The 17,548-nt window shown below is 60.7% G+C and carries 14 protein-coding genes; 8 read left to right on the top strand and 6 right to left on the bottom strand.

What is annotated here, in order from left to right:
- Nucleotides 1–3 precede the first annotated feature (3 nt).
- A complete protein-coding gene (locus tag GR198_RS02070) occupies nt 4–2,892 on the top strand; it encodes a patatin-like phospholipase family protein (RefSeq protein WP_164067187.1) in 2,889 nt (962 codons plus the stop codon).
- Nucleotides 2,893–2,976: 84 nt separating this feature from the next.
- Here GR198_RS02070 and GR198_RS02065 read toward each other — a convergent pair whose 3' ends face one another.
- From GR198_RS02065 to GR198_RS02045, 5 genes are all read right to left on the bottom strand, one after another.
- On the bottom strand, nt 2,977–4,110 hold the full coding sequence (locus tag GR198_RS02065; RefSeq protein ID WP_029874850.1) for an ABC transporter ATP-binding protein: 1,134 nt from the start codon (nt 4,108–4,110) through the stop codon (nt 2,977–2,979).
- A 193-nt stretch (nt 4,111–4,303) separates the two neighbouring features.
- A complete protein-coding gene (locus GR198_RS02060; protein ID WP_164067622.1) occupies nt 4,304–5,509 on the bottom strand; it encodes an ABC transporter substrate-binding protein in 1,206 nt (401 codons plus the stop codon).
- Nucleotides 5,510–5,582: 73 nt separating this feature from the next.
- Nucleotides 5,583–6,440 carry a carbohydrate ABC transporter permease gene (locus GR198_RS02055; RefSeq protein ID WP_003553169.1) on the bottom strand — a complete coding sequence of 286 codons (858 nt, stop codon included), beginning with the start codon at nt 6,438–6,440 and terminating at the stop codon, nt 5,583–5,585.
- Nucleotides 6,437–7,321: a carbohydrate ABC transporter permease gene (locus GR198_RS02050; protein ID WP_164067184.1), complete on the bottom strand. Its 885-nt coding sequence runs from the start codon at nt 7,319–7,321 to the stop codon at nt 6,437–6,439. Before GR198_RS02050 ends, GR198_RS02055 begins: the two co-directional genes overlap by 4 nt.
- 13 nt (nt 7,322–7,334) lie before the next feature.
- Nucleotides 7,335–8,492 carry a Gfo/Idh/MocA family protein gene (locus tag GR198_RS02045; protein ID WP_062940260.1) on the bottom strand — a complete coding sequence of 386 codons (1,158 nt, stop codon included), beginning with the start codon at nt 8,490–8,492 and terminating at the stop codon, nt 7,335–7,337.
- 329 nt (nt 8,493–8,821) lie between these two features.
- On the opposite strand from GR198_RS02045, the gene yghX reads away from it, so the two are divergent.
- Nucleotides 8,822–9,709: a YghX family hydrolase gene (yghX, locus tag GR198_RS02040; protein ID WP_164067181.1), complete on the top strand. Its 888-nt coding sequence runs from the start codon at nt 8,822–8,824 to the stop codon at nt 9,707–9,709.
- 65 nt (nt 9,710–9,774) lie between these two features.
- On the opposite strand, the gene GR198_RS02035 is transcribed toward yghX, so the two are convergent.
- Complete coding sequence (locus tag GR198_RS02035) at nt 9,775–11,148, bottom strand: MmgE/PrpD family protein (RefSeq protein ID WP_164067178.1); 1,374 nt, start codon at nt 11,146–11,148, stop codon at nt 9,775–9,777.
- Nucleotides 11,149–11,187: 39 nt separating this feature from the next.
- Here GR198_RS02035 and GR198_RS02030 point away from each other — a divergent pair, with 39 nt between their 5' ends.
- From GR198_RS02030 to GR198_RS02005, 6 genes are all read left to right on the top strand, one after another.
- Complete coding sequence (locus tag GR198_RS02030) at nt 11,188–12,162, top strand: LysR family transcriptional regulator (RefSeq protein WP_204336991.1); 975 nt, start codon at nt 11,188–11,190, stop codon at nt 12,160–12,162.
- Between the two features lie 37 nt (nt 12,163–12,199).
- Nucleotides 12,200–13,105 carry a LysR family transcriptional regulator gene (locus GR198_RS02025; RefSeq protein ID WP_164067172.1) on the top strand — a complete coding sequence of 302 codons (906 nt, stop codon included), beginning with the start codon at nt 12,200–12,202 and terminating at the stop codon, nt 13,103–13,105.
- A 178-nt stretch (nt 13,106–13,283) separates the two neighbouring features.
- Entirely contained in the window at nt 13,284–14,228 is a 945-nt protein-coding gene (locus GR198_RS02020; protein WP_164067168.1) for an ABC transporter permease, read from the top strand.
- Nucleotides 14,225–15,043 (top strand): ABC transporter permease, encoded by an 819-nt coding sequence (locus tag GR198_RS02015; protein WP_017992060.1) that lies wholly within the window; start codon nt 14,225–14,227, stop codon nt 15,041–15,043. Before GR198_RS02020 ends, GR198_RS02015 begins: the two co-directional genes overlap by 4 nt.
- Nucleotides 15,040–16,668 carry an ABC transporter ATP-binding protein gene (locus tag GR198_RS02010; protein ID WP_164067165.1) on the top strand — a complete coding sequence of 543 codons (1,629 nt, stop codon included), beginning with the start codon at nt 15,040–15,042 and terminating at the stop codon, nt 16,666–16,668. The genes GR198_RS02015 and GR198_RS02010 overlap by 4 nt, the downstream gene beginning before the upstream one ends.
- 1 nt (nt 16,669) lies before the next feature.
- Nucleotides 16,670–17,533 carry a serine hydrolase gene (locus GR198_RS02005; RefSeq protein WP_164067162.1) on the top strand — a complete coding sequence of 288 codons (864 nt, stop codon included), beginning with the start codon at nt 16,670–16,672 and terminating at the stop codon, nt 17,531–17,533.
- Nucleotides 17,534–17,548: the final 15 nt, after the last annotated feature.

Genomic DNA, 17,548 nt, shown 5'->3' with positions numbered 1-17,548 from the left:
CTGATGAACGAACACCCCATCCATCGGGAAGCCAGCATCTACAATTGGCTCGGTGAACACGTCCGGAGCTTCGTTCGATGGTGGCGGGAATTCGATGCCTGGCTGAACCAGCCGCTGCCGAAGGGGCGGCACATCGCCTGGCGATGGCTCGCCCCCGACGGTTACGCCTGGTTCGTGCCGGTGCTTGCGGGTATTCTGACCCTTGCCATGGCGCTCGGCCCGACCGTCGAGATGCGCTGGGGCAATCTCGGCCTGCTCGCGATCGGTTTTGCGCTTCTTTTCCTGCTGCATGCGGCCGCTGGCCGCCAGGCGCTCTTTAACCAGTATCTGCTGGGAGGACAGCTCGTCATCCTTGCGGTCCTTGCCGTGCTTCTCCTCGTCAATTCGCGCCCGAAAACTTACGGCATGACGACGGCGCGGCCCCGCCTGCACATCGGCGTCGCGATCGTCTGCGCACTCGTCCTTGCGCTCCCGGCGGCCTGGCTGCTTGCATTGAGCCTGTTCCGCTCCAATGCAGGCGCCGGGTTTGCCGACAGCCTGCCGAAAGTGGAACTCTTCCTGCCCAAGAACCGTTACGATTTCATGGGTCGCGGACCGATCGCAGCGCTGGTGTCTGCCCTTGTCATCGCCCCGATCCGCTATCCGGTCGAGCTGCTTCTGCCCGGATCGCTGCTCACCCTGTTCGTGCCGGACCACTATCTCGGGTACGCATTCGGCGTGACCGCCCTTGTCGCATGGATCGTCCTTTTCCTCGGCATTCTGTTCGACCGGTTGATGGAAATCCTGAAGACGGTCGGGCGCCTCTTCTTCATCGGCCCGCAGCGGGTCATCAGCGTTCTCGTCATCGTCGTTGCGGTACTGCGCCTCGCCGACGTCCATTACATCACCTATCTCTTCAACGCCGGCTCTAGAGGCTACGGCAACACGACGATCATGCGCTATATCGTATTCGCCTATGCTGTCGCCTGGTACTACGGCTTCTGGTGCGATCACTTCGTCGCGCGCCGGCTGATGCGCCTCATCGACAAGCAGCACCTATCGATCACGCCGGTCGAAATCGCTTACGACTATGAAGGCAGCGAGACCTTGAGCACCGTCCGCAACCAGGGCCGGACGATCGCGCTGCATGGCGCGGGGCGTTTGAAGATCGAGGGCCGCTACGAGGATCAGTATCAGCGGCAGACCAAAGCAGTATCGAACAGGGCGATCCAGTTCATGACGCCGGCGGAAGTGCTGACGCAGTTTCGTACGCAGCTGGAGCGTCTGCCTGCCGGGCAGGCTCCAGCGGGAGACCTGCTTGCAAGCCTGCGCAATTTCCAGCGCTCGACGCTCGTCTATCCCGCCCTCGTCGGTGCCCTGGCCTATGGCCTGATCGGCGGTCCCGCCGTCTTCAGCTTCCTGCGGGCGATCCAGCCGCCGGAACTTGCTATCCGCTCCGAGCGGCACGTGAACAAGCAGCCTTCAACGCTATTGTTCGAAAGCAACCAACCCAACGGCGGCTGCGGGCCGCTGCAGCTCACCACGCCGAGAATTGCCGTCGTCGCCTCCGGCGGCGGCACGCGTGCGGCGATCTATACCGCCTCGCTGCTGCGGGGGCTGGCCGAACACGACCAGATCTGCAACGTCGTCCTCGTCAGCGGTGTGTCAGGCGGCAGCGCCGCGCTCGGCTATTTTGCGCTTCACGAGAAAGAGCTTCGCCGGCCGCGGGACAGCATGGACGTCAAGGCGTGGGATGATTTTTCGCAAGCCATGGCGCTGCCCTTCATCGAGCAGGTGATAGATGGCGCGAGCGACATGCGCTTCGCCTTCGGGCGCTGGCATTGGGCGTCCTCGGCGTGCCGTGAAGCCAAGAGGCCGAATGAAGACGCGACGGGCTGGATACCTGCACGCTCGAGACTCGGCGCCATTCTCGCAGAATCCTTCGTCTGCAATATGGGTGCCGGGACGATGGAAGCGCCGTCCTTCGGCGTGATGCTCAACACCGCGATCGTCGGATCTTTTTCCGATGACAGCCCTTCTTGCCAGGCCGATCGGAACCTTTCGCTTCCCGAGAGGGCGACACGCTGCCGCCAATTCCTGGATGCTGCGCAAGCGGGCGGGCGGTTGGTGCTGACCAATCTTGCCGCGCCGACGTCTCCACGGGACGACGGATCGCTGCATATGCAGCTCGTAACGCTCGACAACGCGGATATATCGATCGCACGTGCTGCAGCCTTGAGCGCAAACTTTCCGCCCGTCTTTCCCGATGCCGCAATCGACATCGAAGCATCGGGAGAAGCGAGGACGCGATACTGGGTGACAGATGGCGGAGCGGTCGAAAACCGTGGCGCCATGACGCTCTACTATTCCATCCGCGACGCGTTCCGATCGGCGCCGCAATCATCGCAGACACTGCCGCCGCTGCACGTCGTCATCGCCGATGTTTCGGCCCCGGCCGGCCGCTATAGCGAGAGCTTCGGTTTCGGCTCGGTGCTCGGCGCCGGAGGCCAGCTGGGTCTGGGGCTGGAGACGGAGCTTCGCGCGGCAATCGAGATGCTCTACTGCGATCATAATTCCGAGGTCAGCATACACGAGATCACCATGCCCCGCGTTTTCAGGGACGGCGGTATTGGCACACATTGGCTGCTTCCCAACTCGCTGTCGTTCGCAAATCCGGCGAAACCATCGGAGACCGAAATCCTCTCCGCCCATGACGTCGCAACGCTCGTTCTGGCATTGCATAACGATATATCGGAAACATACCAGGACGAGGACGCAGCCAGGAAAGTCAAACTTTGGGCACAGGGTGACGACGCCGCAAAGCATGACGCGAACTGGAACGATTTTCTGGCGAGCCTGACGCCAACTCAAAACGAGCATGGCTGTCAGGTCCAGGGAGGAATTAAGGACTGACAGAAAGGGTAGGCCTGGTCGCCAATCGGAAAATGCGGCACCCCCACGTTCTCAAGAGCATTCCCGATATAGAAGTCCGATGCGTCAGGCCGCCGTCGGGTTGATCACGTTCATATCGATTTCCGTCAGCTCCACGCGCCGCTCGAAGGCTATGCCCGCCTCGTCGAAGAGGTGGCAATCGGCAGCATTGATGCCGGTTGCGACAGGCGCGTCCGCGCGGATGCCGACGCTGCCTGGCAGCATCGCGCAGAAATTCTCGGACTCTCCGTTGAGCGAGGCGTAAGCGACCGTATTTGCCCCGAGGCGCTCGATAACAGTTGGCGTCACCTTAAAGACGATATCGCCGCCGCCGAGCTGGATATGCTCCGGCCGGATGCCGAGCGTCAAAGCCTTGCCGGCCATGCCGTCGCGCGGCGTCACGGGCAGAACGGCTGTCTGGCCTTGATAATCCACCTCGACGCCACTGGCGCTGACGCCCTTGCAGGTCACGGGAAGAAAATTCATTTTCGGATTGCCGATGAAGCCGGCGACAAACTGATTTGCGGGCTTGTGATAAAGCTCCAGCGGCGCTCCCGTCTGGGAGATATCGCCGGAATCCAGCACGACGATGCGGTCGGCCATAGTCATGGCCTCGACCTGGTCGTGCGTCACATAGATCATCGTCGCCTTCAACTGCCTGTGCAGCTTGGCAAGCTCGATGCGCATGTCGGCGCGCAGCGCTGCGTCGAGATTGGAAAGCGGCTCGTCGAACAGGAATATCTTCGGTTCGCGCACGATGGCGCGGCCGATCGCGACGCGTTGGCGCTGGCCGCCGGACAGCATGCCGGGTTTCTGTTGCAGCCGCTGTTCGAGGTGAAGGATGCGCGCCGCGTTTTCCACCTTGGCCTTGAGCTTTTCCTCTTCCATCCTTTCGACCCGAAGCGGGAAGGCGATGTTCTCGAAGACAGTCATGTGCGGATAAAGCGCGTAGGACTGGAACACCATGGCGATGCCGCGCTTGACCGGCGGCAGATCATTGACCCTGATACCATCGATGACGATGTCACCGGCCGTCGTCGCGTCGAGACCGGCGATCATGCGCAGCAGGGTGGATTTGCCGCAGCCTGAGGGCCCGACGAAGACAACGAACTCGCCGTTCTTCACATCGAGCTGCACGCCCTTCAGAACTTCGTAGTCGCCATAGAACTTCTGAACTTTGTTGAGAAGGAGCTGTCCCAAAAATCTGTCTCCGCTGGCGGCCTTCGTCGCACATTCGATCATCGTGACTGCATGATTCCTCAAATCGGATTCGACTTAAGGAATCATGCAGCAATTCAAGGTGTTACAGCGCCGCACTGCGAAAAGACATGCGGCGCTGCAGGAGGGGGATCGCGGGCTGTTGCCGTCCGCGATCCCGCGACCCCAAAGAGGCTTACTTGAACGCCTCGACTTCGCCGGCGGCCTTCTTGAGTGCTGCCTCCGGCTCGGCCTTGCCCGTCACCACGGACTGTACCATCTCGATCATCGAGTTCTGGAAGCCCTTGTAGTCGGTGAAGAGCGGCTCGGGACCACCGTAGCTGATGCCTTCGATCAAAGGCTTCCAGTGCGGAACCTTCGCGACGAATTCATCGACCTTGGGCGACGGACGCAGCGGTGTGAGGCCGGCGCCGCCCTGCAGTTCATATTCGGATTGCACATCCGGCGAGGTGATGAACTTGGCGAATTCCGTCGCCTTGTCTTCGACACCCGAGCCCTTGAAGATCGCCAGGCTGTCGGTGATCAGCAGCGTGCCGGGGCCTTTGGCGTCGGGGCCGAGCGGCAGCGTCGTGATGCCCCAGCTGATCTTCGTTGCCTTCAGGCGGTCGGCTGCACCCGAGCCTGCCTGGATCATAGCCACTTTGCCGTCGAGGAAGATGGCGCGGACTTCGTTCTGCTCGTAGGCAGTCGGGCCTTCTTCGGAGTAGGGGACGATGTCCTTGTAGGCCTTGAGCGCGGCGAGAATCTGCGGGCTGTCGAGCGTGACCTTGCCGTCGGCATCGATCACCGTGCCGTTGTTGGTGTAAACCCAATGCATGAACTGGTGCATCGTGTTGTCGAAGGTCTTGGCGGAAAGACCGAAGCCCGGAATGCCGGTCTTTTCCTTGATGGTCTTTGCCATCTCGATTTCTTCAGCCCAGGTCTTCGGCGGCGTCTCGGGGTCGAGACCAGCCTGTTTGAAGAGATCCTTGTTCCAATAGAGCGCCTTGGTGGAGAAGGCGATCGGAACACCCCACTGCGTGCCCTCGAAGGTCACGGTGTTGACGATGTTCGGATAGTAGGTCTTCTTCTCGTCGTCCGTCATCGGCACAGGAACGATAAGGTCGTTCTGCGCGAATTCCTTCAGCGTGCGCGAGCCGACATAGGCCATCGCCACCGGCGTGCCGGCGGCAGCGAGCGTCGTTGCCTTGTCCTGGCACTGTGCCCATCCGACGACCTCGGGAGCGACCTTCCAGCCCGTGTTCTTTTCTTCCCACTGCTTGATGTATTTGGTGTGGACCGGGTCGATCGTGTCGCCGCAATAGATCCAGCTGATTTCCTTGTCGGCCGCCTGGGCAGTGACGGCGGTCAATGCCGTCGAACCGAGCAGGGCGAGCGCCATAAGGCCTGTCTTGATTGATATGCTCACGTCGTGACTCCCATTCTTGTGTTAGCTGTTCACTCGTTTTTTGGTCTTATTGTTTCACCGCACCGGCGGTCAGCCCGCCGACAAGGTAGCGCTGAAGGAAGAAGATGACGACCATCGCCGGCGCGATACCGACGAAGGAAGCCGCCATCAGTTCGTTCCAGATGACCTCCTGCTTGCCGAAGTAAGCAAAGAGCCCCACCGGCAAGGGCATGTATTCGGTCTTCGAGTTGAACGTCAGCGCGAAGATGAATTGCTGGGCGTAGGCGCCGATGAAGGTGGTGATGGCGACGACGATAATCCCCGGCATCGCAATGGGAAGGATGACCCGGCGCAGCGTGTAGAAATGGCTGGCGCCATCCATGTAGGCCGCCTCGTTGAGTTCCTGCGGAATACGGATCATGTAGGTACGCAGCAGCCAGATCGCCGAGGGGATCAGGAAGGCGACGCCCGGCACAATCATGGCGAGATAGGTGTTGAGCACGCCGATGCTGCGCATCAGCCGGAACAGCGGGATCAACAGCACGGCGCCGGAGAACATGTTCACCGTCAGGAAGGCGCCAAGCAGGATCCCCATGCCCCTGAATTCGAACTTCGCGAAGGCATAGGCCGCCGGAATGACGAGGCAGAGCACGATCAGAGTGACGATGATCGAGATGAAGAACGAGTTGAAGATATAACGCCCGAAGCCCGGCACGCTGATCCACATCGTCCGGTAGGCTTCAAACGAGCCGTTCTCCGGCCAGAAACGGTAGGGTGAGGAGAAGAGCTGGCTGAGCGGCTTCAGCGAAACCAGGAAGCCTTCGACGAAGGGCGACAGCACGAAGAAAAGAAAAAGCGCAATGCCGCAATAGATCAGGATGATTTCCCACCAGCGGTAACGGTCGATCATGGCTGCATTGCTCATGCGCGTTTCTCCGGATTGAGGCGGCGGGTGACGCGGAAATAGGCGAAGCAGAAGAGCGACAGGAAGATGCAGATCAAAACGGCGCGCGCTGCACCTTCACCGTATTTCTTCGAGCCGATCGCGGTCTGATAGGTATCGATGATCATCGTCGTCGTCTCGCCACTCGGTCCGCCCTGCGTCAGGATCCAGATGATGTCGAACGAGTTGAAGGTGGCGATCAGTGAGAGCATCGACATGGTGATGATCGCCGGAATCATCAGCGGCAGCGTGATGCGGCGGAAGCGGTACCAGCGGCCGGCGCCGTCGGTCCAGGCGGCCTCGTAGAGATCCTTCGGAATCGATTGGATCGCCGCCAGGAAGTAGATCGTCACCAGCGGCACGCCGATCCACACGTCGGTGATGATCGTTGCCCAGAAGGCGGTGTTTCCATAGGCGAGGAAGGCGACAGGGCCGTCGACGAGTCCGAAGCGCTGCAGCATGCCCGATATCATCCCGAACTGGCCATTATACATCCAGCCCCACATGAAGATGCCGATCGCCATCGGCACGATCCATGGCGGCATGGTCAAAAGCCGGAACAAGGAGCGGCCGGGGACCGCGGCATTCAGCATGCATGCGCCGAAGGTGCCGATCACCATTTTCAGGGCGACCGAGAAGAACGTCCAGATGAAGGTGCGGATGATGACTTCCGCAAACCGCTCGTTGAAGATCTTCTCGTAATTGGCCCAGCCGACCCAATTGGTGGTCTTCCTGAGGGACGCGTCGGTGAAGGAGAGGATGAAGGTATCGACCAGCGGATAGGCGACGATCGCCAGAACATAGAGCACAGCCGGAAGAAGAAGGATGCAAGCGAAGATGAAGGTGCTTCTTTGAACACTCATCTTGCCGCCCTCCTCAAGCCGCTCTCGCGTGAAGGGCTTCGTCGAAGCGGTCCCAGACGGGTCTGAGATCGACGACCGCTTTCTTCATCCTCGCTTCGTCCATCGCCAAGGCGAGGATGCCGGCTTCGAGTGCATTCAGGGTGGAAACAGGAAGTTCGAGCCCGGTGCGTACGCTTTCAAGCAGGTCGCTCGCCATCTGTTCATCGGCGCCGTAATGCTGAGAAAGCTCGGTGGCGGCATATTTGTTCTCGACAATCTTGTTGCCGGTCAGCTGTTCGTGAACGTCGAGATAGCCGCGAACGAAATCGCCTTCGGCCATGCCGCGCGAACCCATGATGGCGAAACGGCGGAATTGGTCGGGCACGTTCAGATTGGTGTGGAAGTTCATGCCGACGCCATTGGCATATTCGACGATCGCCACCTGATAGTCGATGATATCGGCATCGCTGTCGAAAACCTTGTCCGATCCCATCCATCCGCTCGGCTTGCGATGGAAGAGCTCGAGGTCGTTGATGCCCTCGCGCGCCGGGTCGTTGGCCGGAATGAAGCTCTTGCGGCCGCCGAAACTTGCGACGCGCTCCGGCCTTGCGCCGGCGACACCATTATAGAGATCGAGGTCGTGGCAGCATTTCTCCAGCATGAAGCTGCCGGAATAGCGCTCATAGCGGCGCCAGTCGCGCATAAAGAAGGCGCCGTGGTAAGGCTCGATATGTTCGGAAGCCTCGATCGACACGATCTGACCAAGCTTGCCCTCGGCCTGGATGGCGCGGAGATCCTTGTAAAGAGGAGAATAGCGCAACACGAGACCGACCATCAGTCGCTCATGGCCGAATTTTGCCATCAGATGGGCAAGCTCGATGCTTTCGGCGATCGTCGTGACGATCGGCTTTTCGCAGAAGACCTTGAGACCGGCTTGAAGCCCGAGCCTGATATGGTCGAGATGCAGGTGATTGGGGGAGCCGATCATCAGCAGATCGAGCTTTTCAGAGGCAAGGAGCTCTTCCGGCGAACCATAGGCCTTGCCGACTGAAATTCCCTTTTCCGTCAATCCGGGAAGTCCGGCGGGTTCCGGATCCACATAGCCGACAATGTCGAAGCTGCTATCGATTGCCTTGAAAACATAGCCGAGATAGCCGAGCCGGAATCCTAGCCCGATGATTCCCACTTTCATGCCGATCAGGTTCCCATTTAGTAATTTATTTTCTTTAAGTTGGGACAAAAATCGGGAGGCGTCAATAGAAAACGGGCATCGAAGCACAAGCATGAAATTAATTTTCATAGATCGATGGCCGGCGGTCGATTGTTGGCTGCGACCGAGCGGACGCGGATTGTACAAGCGAAGTGTGCGCGCCGCTTGAAGCAGGGGCGGCGAATTCAGCGCCGATCGCCGCAGGCAGCGATCGCCCCGGCAAGCACACGCGGGACTCGCGAAATGTTGAAAAGACTCGTGAGTTTACGTGTGTAGGATGATGCGAGACCCGAAGGCACGGAGGAGCCATCATGACCCGTATGACAGCCAAGGATTTCCCTCAGGAACTTCTCGAACTCTACGATTATTACGCGCACGGGAGAATTACCAAGCGCGAGTTTCTCGACCGGGCCGGCAAATTCGCCGTCGGCGGGCTTACAGCAGCCGCCATTCTTTCATCGCTGAGCCCCGACTATGCGCTGGCGACCCAGGTCGAGTTCACCGATCCCGATATATCAGCCGAATACATCACCTATCCTTCGCCGAAAGGAAATGGCGATGTCCGCGGCTATCTCGTCCGCCCCAAAAGCGCGACGGGCAAAGTAGCAGCCGTGGTGGTCGTTCACGAGAATAGGGGCCTGAACCCCTATATCGAGGATGTGGCGCGGCGCGTGGCGAAGGCGGGTTTCATCGCACTTGCGCCGGATGGCCTCACATCGGTCGGAGGCTATCCCGGCAACGACGAAAAGGGGCGGGAACTCCAGCAGAAGGTCGACCCGGAAAAGCTGATGAACGACTTCTTCGCGGCGGTCGAATTTTTGATGCAAAGCGATCTCACCACCGGCAAGGTCGGCATCACCGGCTTCTGCTATGGCGGCGGCGTCTCCAACGCCGCGGCGGTCGCCTATCCGGAGCTTGCCGCAGCCGTGCCCTTCTACGGCAGACAGCCGCGCGCCGAAGACGTGCCGAAGATCAAGGCGCCGCTGCTTCTCCATTATGCCGGGCTGGACAAGGGGATCAACGAAGGCTGGCCGGCCTATGAAGCTGCGCTGAAGTCATCAGGAAAAACATTCGAGGCCTACGTCTATCCTGACGTCAATCACGGCTTTCACAATGATTCCACGCCCCGATACGACGAAGCGGCAGCCAAGCTCGCCTGGCAGCGGACGGTCGACTGGTTTACGAAATACCTCGCCTGAGAAGGCCAGACCTGAACGAGCTGCGGCGGGGAGCCATTCCTCGCCGCTTTTCGTCCCGCGGCTTGTCAAGCCGACTGATGGCCTGTGATCAGGCTCCAGAAGGGATCGTCGCCAGACAGGTTTTCAAAATCGGCGAGCCCGCGAAGCTGCAGGAAAGAGGTGCCGGACACATTCCGATTTCCCCAGCGCAAGCAGTCCATGAATTTGACTTCACGTTCATGAACGCTCATCGGCGCTTCGAGCGATCCCTTCGCATGCAAGCGGGACTTGTTCAAAATGCGCCCGTCGCGCATCGTGACCGTAACGACATGCGGGAGGCGCTCCACGCCTTTTTCCTCATCAGCCGAATAGGACTGCATTTCGACACGCGGCATGAATTCCCGGATTTCCGATCGCCCAATCTCCTGCCGTGTAAAATCCGAAAGGCTAAGGGAGCCTTTGAGGAAAGCTGTCGCCAGGCAATATTGCATTGAGAAGCGGGCCTGCATCTCGTCGGCGGGATCGGGATAAGCGAGATTTCGGGCAGCGGATATGCCGACTTTCGTCTCGATCCTGGTAATGTCGTCTGCCAAAAGCCCATGCTCCTGCTTCAGATCCAGAAGCGCATCGATCGCCCGATGGGTCGAGGCGCAGCAGGGATGGCGCTTGGTCACCACGCCCCGGCTTTCGATGATATGCTCCTTCTCGAATGTCAGGCCGTCCCAGCCCTTGGCATCATCGCCCCCGAAAAGATCGAGGAAGCCTTGCGGCCGTTCGAGGATATCCGCCCGCCCGCTCATTCCCGCAAGCGCCATGCGCGCCGCATCCACGGCATTGCGCGCTGCAATGCCGGCATGAAGCGGTTTGGCGGTCGTGCCGAACTGCCCTTTCGGGCCGCAGGCGAAGCTCGTCGCGAGGCTCATCGCCGCGACTAAGCCGTTTTCGTCGGTGCCGAGAAGCCGTGCCACACCAGCTGCAGCCCCGATGCTGCCGACCGTCGCCGTTGCGTGCCAGCCTATGTTGTAGTGAGAGGGATTGACGCCGAAGCCGACCGCCGCCTGCGCTTCCAGCCCGGCCAGGCAGGCCTCGAGAAACCGTCTTCCGCTTGTGGCCTTGCCGCGCGTCAGAACCGCCAGCAGCGCCGGCACCAGCACCGCGGAAGCATGTGCCCTCGCCGGATGGAAATTGTCATCGAAATCGAGCGCATGAGCCGCCGTTGCGTTGATGAGTGCGGCGAAAGAGGGCGAGGCGGAGCCGCCGGTGACGAGCCGCGCTGCGCCGCCTCCGGCGATTTCTCCGTCGAAGGCGCGGGTGAGCCCGGCCACGCTTTCATCGCCGCTGCCTGCAATCATACAGCCGATAGTGTCCACCGCAGCATCTCTTGCCCGGTCCATGGCGAGGTCCGAGAACGTCGTTCGCGACAGGAGCTGTTCCGCGATCTTCCGGAGAATGGTGGCCATTGACGAAAGTCTTTCCGTGAGTTTGGTTCTCAGCGGAAAATGTTCAACTTTCCGCAGGTCCGCAATCTTATGCGGTTTGCGGGTAGGGCTATCGATGTTGGAGGTAGAATGGCGCGAGACACGAGTGCGGCGATCAGCCTGAAGCATATCGAGGCCTATGACGCCATCGCCGCGACGGGCTCGACGATCGCCGCTTCCGTCGAGCTTGGGATCTCGCAATCGAATGCCAGCCGCTTGTTGCAGCAACTGGAAGACTATCTCGGCGTCCGGCTTTTCGACCGGGAAAAGAACCGGCTTCAACCGACCCGCGAGGGGCTGCAGCTCGGCCCGGAAATCCGTGCCATTTCCGACCGGCTACGCGCTTTGAAAACGGCGGCGATGGAGCTTGAGAGTGGTCGATCGCGCGAGATCATGCTGCGGCTCGCCTTTCCCTCCAGTCTTTCCTCGACGCGCATTCCGAAGCTCGTGAAGAACTTTCTCGCGGCGAATGGTCCGATGCGCGTCGAAGTCGCATCCGGCAGCTATCTGGCAATTGAACGGATGGTGGCCGACGGCGAGGCCGATCTCGGCTTCGCGCGTCTGCCGCTGATGAGCCCGGGATTGAAACAGGAGAAGATCCTGTCGTCGCGGATCATTTGCGCCCTGCACAATGATCACCCCAAGGCCGACAACCGCCTTTTGTCGGTCGGCGATCTGAAGGGGCAGGATCTGATCATGCTGAACAGGGAGCGACCGGTTCGCCATGAGCTGGAGGCGTTGTTCTACAAGGCCGGCATCCGCCAACGCCCCTTGCTCGAAGCGCATTCGGTGGCGAGTGCCTGCGCGCTGGCCGCCCAGGGGCTCGGCATTGCGCTGGTCGGCGAGATCATCGCCCGCGAATATGCGACGCTGCCGCTGCAGTTCATTCCGCTCGAACCGGAACTGCCGGTTGCCTACGCGCTGATCAGCGGAGAGAAATTTCCAATGCCCAAGGCCGCCAGCCTCTTCCTTCAAAGCATTTCGGACTGGACATGATGACGGTGCCTGAACCGTACCGGGGGATCGCAAACGCATGAATATCAAGCAACTGGAAGTCCTGCGCACGCTTCTGGCGACGGGGTCGACGATTGCCACGGCCAAGACGATGGGGCTCAGTCAGTCCGGCGTCAGCCGCCTCCTCCAGCAGCTCGAGGCGGACCTTTCGATGTCGCTTTTCGTGCGCGACAAAGGCCGTCTCATCCCCACCCCCGAGGCCCTGCTTCTTGCTCGCGATGCCGAGACCATCTTGCTGGCGGTCGATCGGATGTCGGGCCATGCGGAGGACTTAAGAAGCGGCGCCGCCGGCCCGGAGATCGTCCGTGTCGGCCTGCCGAGCAGCATGTGGGAGCATTTCGCGCCGGCAATGCTGGCCGATTACATCAGCGATTTCCCCGGTGTGCGGATCGAAACCTTCTTCGAGACGACGACCGCGATCAACAAGCTCGTCGAGCAGAGGGTGATCGATTTCGGCTTTCTGCGCATGGAGGGCGAGAGCGGACCGGGCATCGAGGTCGAGCGGGTCGCCACCGGCGAAAGCGTCTGCGTCGTTCCGAAGGATCATCCTCTTGCGAAACTGGAGGAAATCACGGTCAGGAATTTGCGCGACGTGCCCCTCATTCTGATCGGCCGCCAACGGCCGAACCGCATGGCGCTCGACCAGACCTTCCGGCGGGCCGGCGTCAAGCAGATCGTCAAGATCGAGACGCATACCAACAGCTCCGCCTGTTCCTACGTCGCGCATGGCCTGGGTGTCACGATCATCAGCAGCTTTTATGCGAATCTCTATCGCCACCTGCCGGTGGTTCACCGTCCTTTCGTGCCACGCGCGACCCAGGAATTCGGATTGGCCAGGGCGGTCGGGACGCCACTCTCGATTGCCGCCCACGCTCTGAGCGACGCCTTGAAGCGACAGATCCAGCTTTCTCAAAAAGACGTTTAAAATCAAATTTCTAGCCTGAACCCTTACGCCAAGGCAGCCGTTTGGGTTGCGGTCGTATTCCGCATAGACTTATGACAGAATCGCATAATATTGCGGATATTTCTTCATTCGATCATAGTCTGCGGCAACGAAACCGATGGCGCCGGGCACTGTCCGTCGCCAATCGCGGGGAACAAAAATGCTGAAATTCGTTCTGAACCGCCTGTTGATGGCATTGCCGACGATCGTCCTCGTTTCGGTGACCGTCTTCACGCTGATCCGCTTCATACCCGGCGATCCGGCGGCGCTGATGCTGGGTGATATGGCTGAGCCCGATCAGATCGCGGCGATGCGCTCGGAACTCGGCCTCGACAAATCGCTGCCGGAACAGTTCCTGATCTGGACCGCCAATGTCGTGCAGGGTGATTTCGGCCGCTCGATCGTCAATGACGAGCCGGTTCTGCCGCTCGTCGCATCGCGCTTTCTGGTCAGCGCCGAAGTCGTCGTCGTCGCCGTGCTTCTGGCGAGCCTCATCGCCGTGCCGGCGGGTGTCATCGCCGCCTGGCGGCAGAACAGTCTGACGGACCTGGCGCTGGTCGGCACGGCCACGATCCTGCTGTCGATCCCGACATTCTGGCTCGGCCTCCTACTTCTACTTTTCTTCGGCCTGAAACTCGGCTGGCTACCGGTCCTCGGCTATGTCTCGATCGGCAGCAACGTCACCGGCGGCCTGCTTTACCTCGTGCTACCGATCATGACCCTGGTCATTCATGAGATGGGTGTGTTGATCCGCATGGCACGCGCCTCGACGCTTGAGGTGCTGCGTCTCGACTATATCACCCACGCCCGGGCCAAGGGGCTTTCCGAGAGCGCCGTCCTCTGGCGGCACGCCTTCAAGAATGCCTTCGGCCCGACCTGGACAGTCATTGGTCTGATCCTCGGCAATCTGCTCGGCGGCATTGCCGTCATCGAGACGGTCTTCACCATTCCGGGGCTCGGGCGCCTGATGGTCGACAGTATTTTTGCTCGCGACTACCCCGTGATCCAGGGTTGCCTGCTGTTCGTCTCGCTTTCCTATGTGCTGGTCAATCTGGTCGTCGACCTGCTCTATCCCCTGTTCGATCCGCGGGTGGTCGCCGAATGAAAAACGTCACGTTCAACGGCTTCATCGGCAGCATTCTGATTGCCGCACTGCTGATCTCCGCTGCGATCGGCCTCTTCTGGACCCCCTATGATCCGATGAAGCTCGGGTTCACGGCGCGGCTGGCGGCGCCAAGCAGCGCCCACTGGCTCGGAACCGACGAATTCGGCCGCGACGTGCTCAGCCGCCTGATCGTCGGCGCCCGGGCGAGCGTCTGGATCGGCACCTTGACGGTCACATTCGCGACGGTCTGCGGCACGCTGATCGGTCTCGTCAGCGGTTACGCCCGCGGTTGGATCGATGCCGTCATCATGGCCGTCAACAATGCGCTTCTCGCCTTTCCGGGCATCCTTCTGGCGCTGGGATTGCTCGCCGTCTTCGGCGCCAACCAATATGGCATCATCTTCGCGCTGGGCATTGCCTATTCACCCTCGATGGCCCGCGTTGTCCGGGGTGCCGTCCTGTCGCTGCGCGAGCGGGAATTCATCGAGGCCTCCAAAGTGATGGGCAATGGCGAGCTCTACACCATGTTCCGCCATATCCTCCCCAATTGCATCGCTCCCATCACCGTGCTTGCGACCTCGATGTTCGGCTGGGCGATCCTTTCGGAAAGCGCACTCAGCTTTCTCGGTCTCGGCGTCCCGCCACCGGCGCCGACCTGGGGCAACATGCTGGCTGCCGGGCGACCATTCATCGAGCAGGCGGTCTGGCTGGGTCTGTTCCCCGGCCTGGCGATCGCCCTGACGCTCCTCGGCATCAATCTTCTGGGCGACGCTCTTCGGGACAAGCTTGATCCGCGGATGAGGGGGCTGAAATGACCAATAGAACGCTTTTGAATGTCCGCAACCTGTCGCTTCAGGTCACCGGGACCGGTGTGCAGGTCGTCAAGGAGGTCAGCTTCGACATCGCTCCAGGCGAGATCTTCGGCATCGTCGGAGAAAGCGGATCGGGCAAGACGCTGGCAACACGCGCCCTGATCTCGCTGCTGCCGGCGCCCATCAAGGTGATCGGCGGCTCCGTTGCCTACAAGGGACGCGACGTGCTTTCCATGAACGCCGCGCAATTGCGCCAATTGCGTGGTGCGGAAATCGGTGTCGTCTTCCAGGAGCCGATGACCTCGCTCAATCCCTCGATGACCGTCGGCCGCCAACTCGAAGAAGGGTTGCAGCTGCATACGAAACTTTCGAAGGAGGAACGGCGCAGCCGGATCCTCGACATGCTGAACCGGGTCGGGATCAGCGACCCCGCCGGGGCGCTCTCTTCCTATCCGCATGAATTCTCGGGCGGCATGCGCCAGCGCATCATGCTGGCATCGGTCATGCTGCTGAAGCCGGCGCTCTTGATCGCCGACGAGCCGACGACGGCGCTCGATGCCGTGATCCAGCGCGATGTCATGGAATTGATGGTGGAGCTGACACAGGCGGAAGGCACCGCCGTGCTGCTGATCAGTCACGATCTGCCGATGGTTGCCCGCTACACGAACCGCATCGTCGTCATGGAAAAGGGCGTGATCGTCGAAGAAGGACGCACCGCCGATCTGCTCGATGCACCGCAGGGTGCCTATACGAAGAAACTGCTTTCCTCCCTGCCGTTCCGCGGAGAGACGCGGACGATCGACAAGACCAGGGCGCCGATGGTCTCGGCGCGGGATATCGTCGTCGACTATCCGGGCCGGCGGTCACTGATGAAGAAGGCAACACCGAAACGGGCGCTGCATGGCGTCAGCATCGATATCCACGAGGGCGAAGTCGTGGCGCTGGTCGGCGGGTCTGGTTCCGGCAAGACCACGCTCGGCCGCACCATTGCCGGACTGGTCCGGGAGAGCGAAGGCGATATCCGGTTCAAGGGACGCAGCCGCGACGACGACTGGATGGATTATCGGCTGAATTGCCAGATGGTGTTTCAGGATCCTTATTCCTCGCTCGATCCGCGCATGACCATCCTCGCGCTTGTGGAGGAAGCGCTGCGGCTCGTTCCCGATCTCGACGCCATGGCCAAGCGCAAGCGCGCCCTGGAGACGCTGGAGGAAGTCGGCCTTGGGTCCGACTATGCCGGGCGCTACCCGCATGAGCTTTCGGGCGGCCAGCGGCAGCGCGTGGCGATTGCCCGCGCCATTGCGCGCCGGCCGAAATTCCTGATCGCCGACGAACCGGTATCGGCGCTTGACGTGACGGTCAGGGCGCAGGTGCTCGAACTCCTGTCCGATCTGCAAAAACGCTACGGCTTTTCCTGCCTGTTCATCAGCCATGATCTCGGCGTGGTCGAACAGGTGGCCGATCGCGTCGTCGTCATGCAGGACGGCCGGATCATCGAGGAGGGCGACCGCGATACGGTTTTCGACAGCCCGAAGGAGGCCTATACGCAAAGGCTTCTCTCGGCCATCCCCGCTCTGGACCACAATGCTCAGGGCGGCGTGATCCTCAAATGGCGCCTGGAGAACTGACATGACGACGATGATTGAATCCGGAAAGCTCGGCCAGCGATTGAACGCGATCTGCGATGCCCAGCCGTTCGTGACGCGCTTCATGGTGCGTGCACTTGGCAGCGGCGAAACGATCGGCAGAGGCGCGGACGAGGAAACCCCTTCCGCCAGCACCCGAAAGACCTCGATCATGATGGCGGCCCTGAAGGCCGCGCATGAAGGCCGCCTGGACCTGGACGAACGGATCACCTACGAAAAACGTTTCGCGGAGGAAGTGGCGAGCGGGATGTTCCGCTATCTGACGCCTGGTATCGTCATATCGCTGCGCGACGCCATCACCGGCATGATGGTGCTGAGCGACAATGTCTGCACCAAGATGGTGTTCGAAAGGCTGACGCTCGAAGAGGTCGACAGCTATTGCAAGTCGATCGGCATGACGGGCACCAACCATCGCTTCCTCATCCCTCCGTTGGCGCTGTCGCCCGATCATTCATTGAAGGCCGTCACCACGACGACGGCGCGGGATCAGGTCTATCTGCTGCAGACCATCCTGGATGCGCAGGATTCGCGGGAAGCCGCGGACCGGCTCGGCTGCTCGCAGGCGCTCAGCGCCTATGCGCTTCAAACCCTGAAGAACCAGATCCTGCGTTATGCCATTCCCTCCCGGCTGCCCTTCGGGGTGCTGGTCGCCCACAAGGGCGGCACGGGAAAGCGCGGCCGCATGAATGCCGGTATCGTCTATCGCGACGGTTCCCCCTTCTACATCATCGCCGCCTATACCGACGACGTGCCGCAGGAGATGCCGGACGGCACCCCCGGCTACACGGTCGCGCTTGAAACCATCGGCAGGCTTTCACGCGCCTGCTGGGATGAATTCCAATCCTAACGATCATAAAAAGAG

It is taken from the genome of Rhizobium leguminosarum, from assembly GCF_010668065.1.
Lineage (GTDB): Bacteria > Pseudomonadota > Alphaproteobacteria > Rhizobiales > Rhizobiaceae > Rhizobium > Rhizobium leguminosarum_S.
This window is presented reverse-complemented; position numbering and strand designations above follow the sequence as displayed.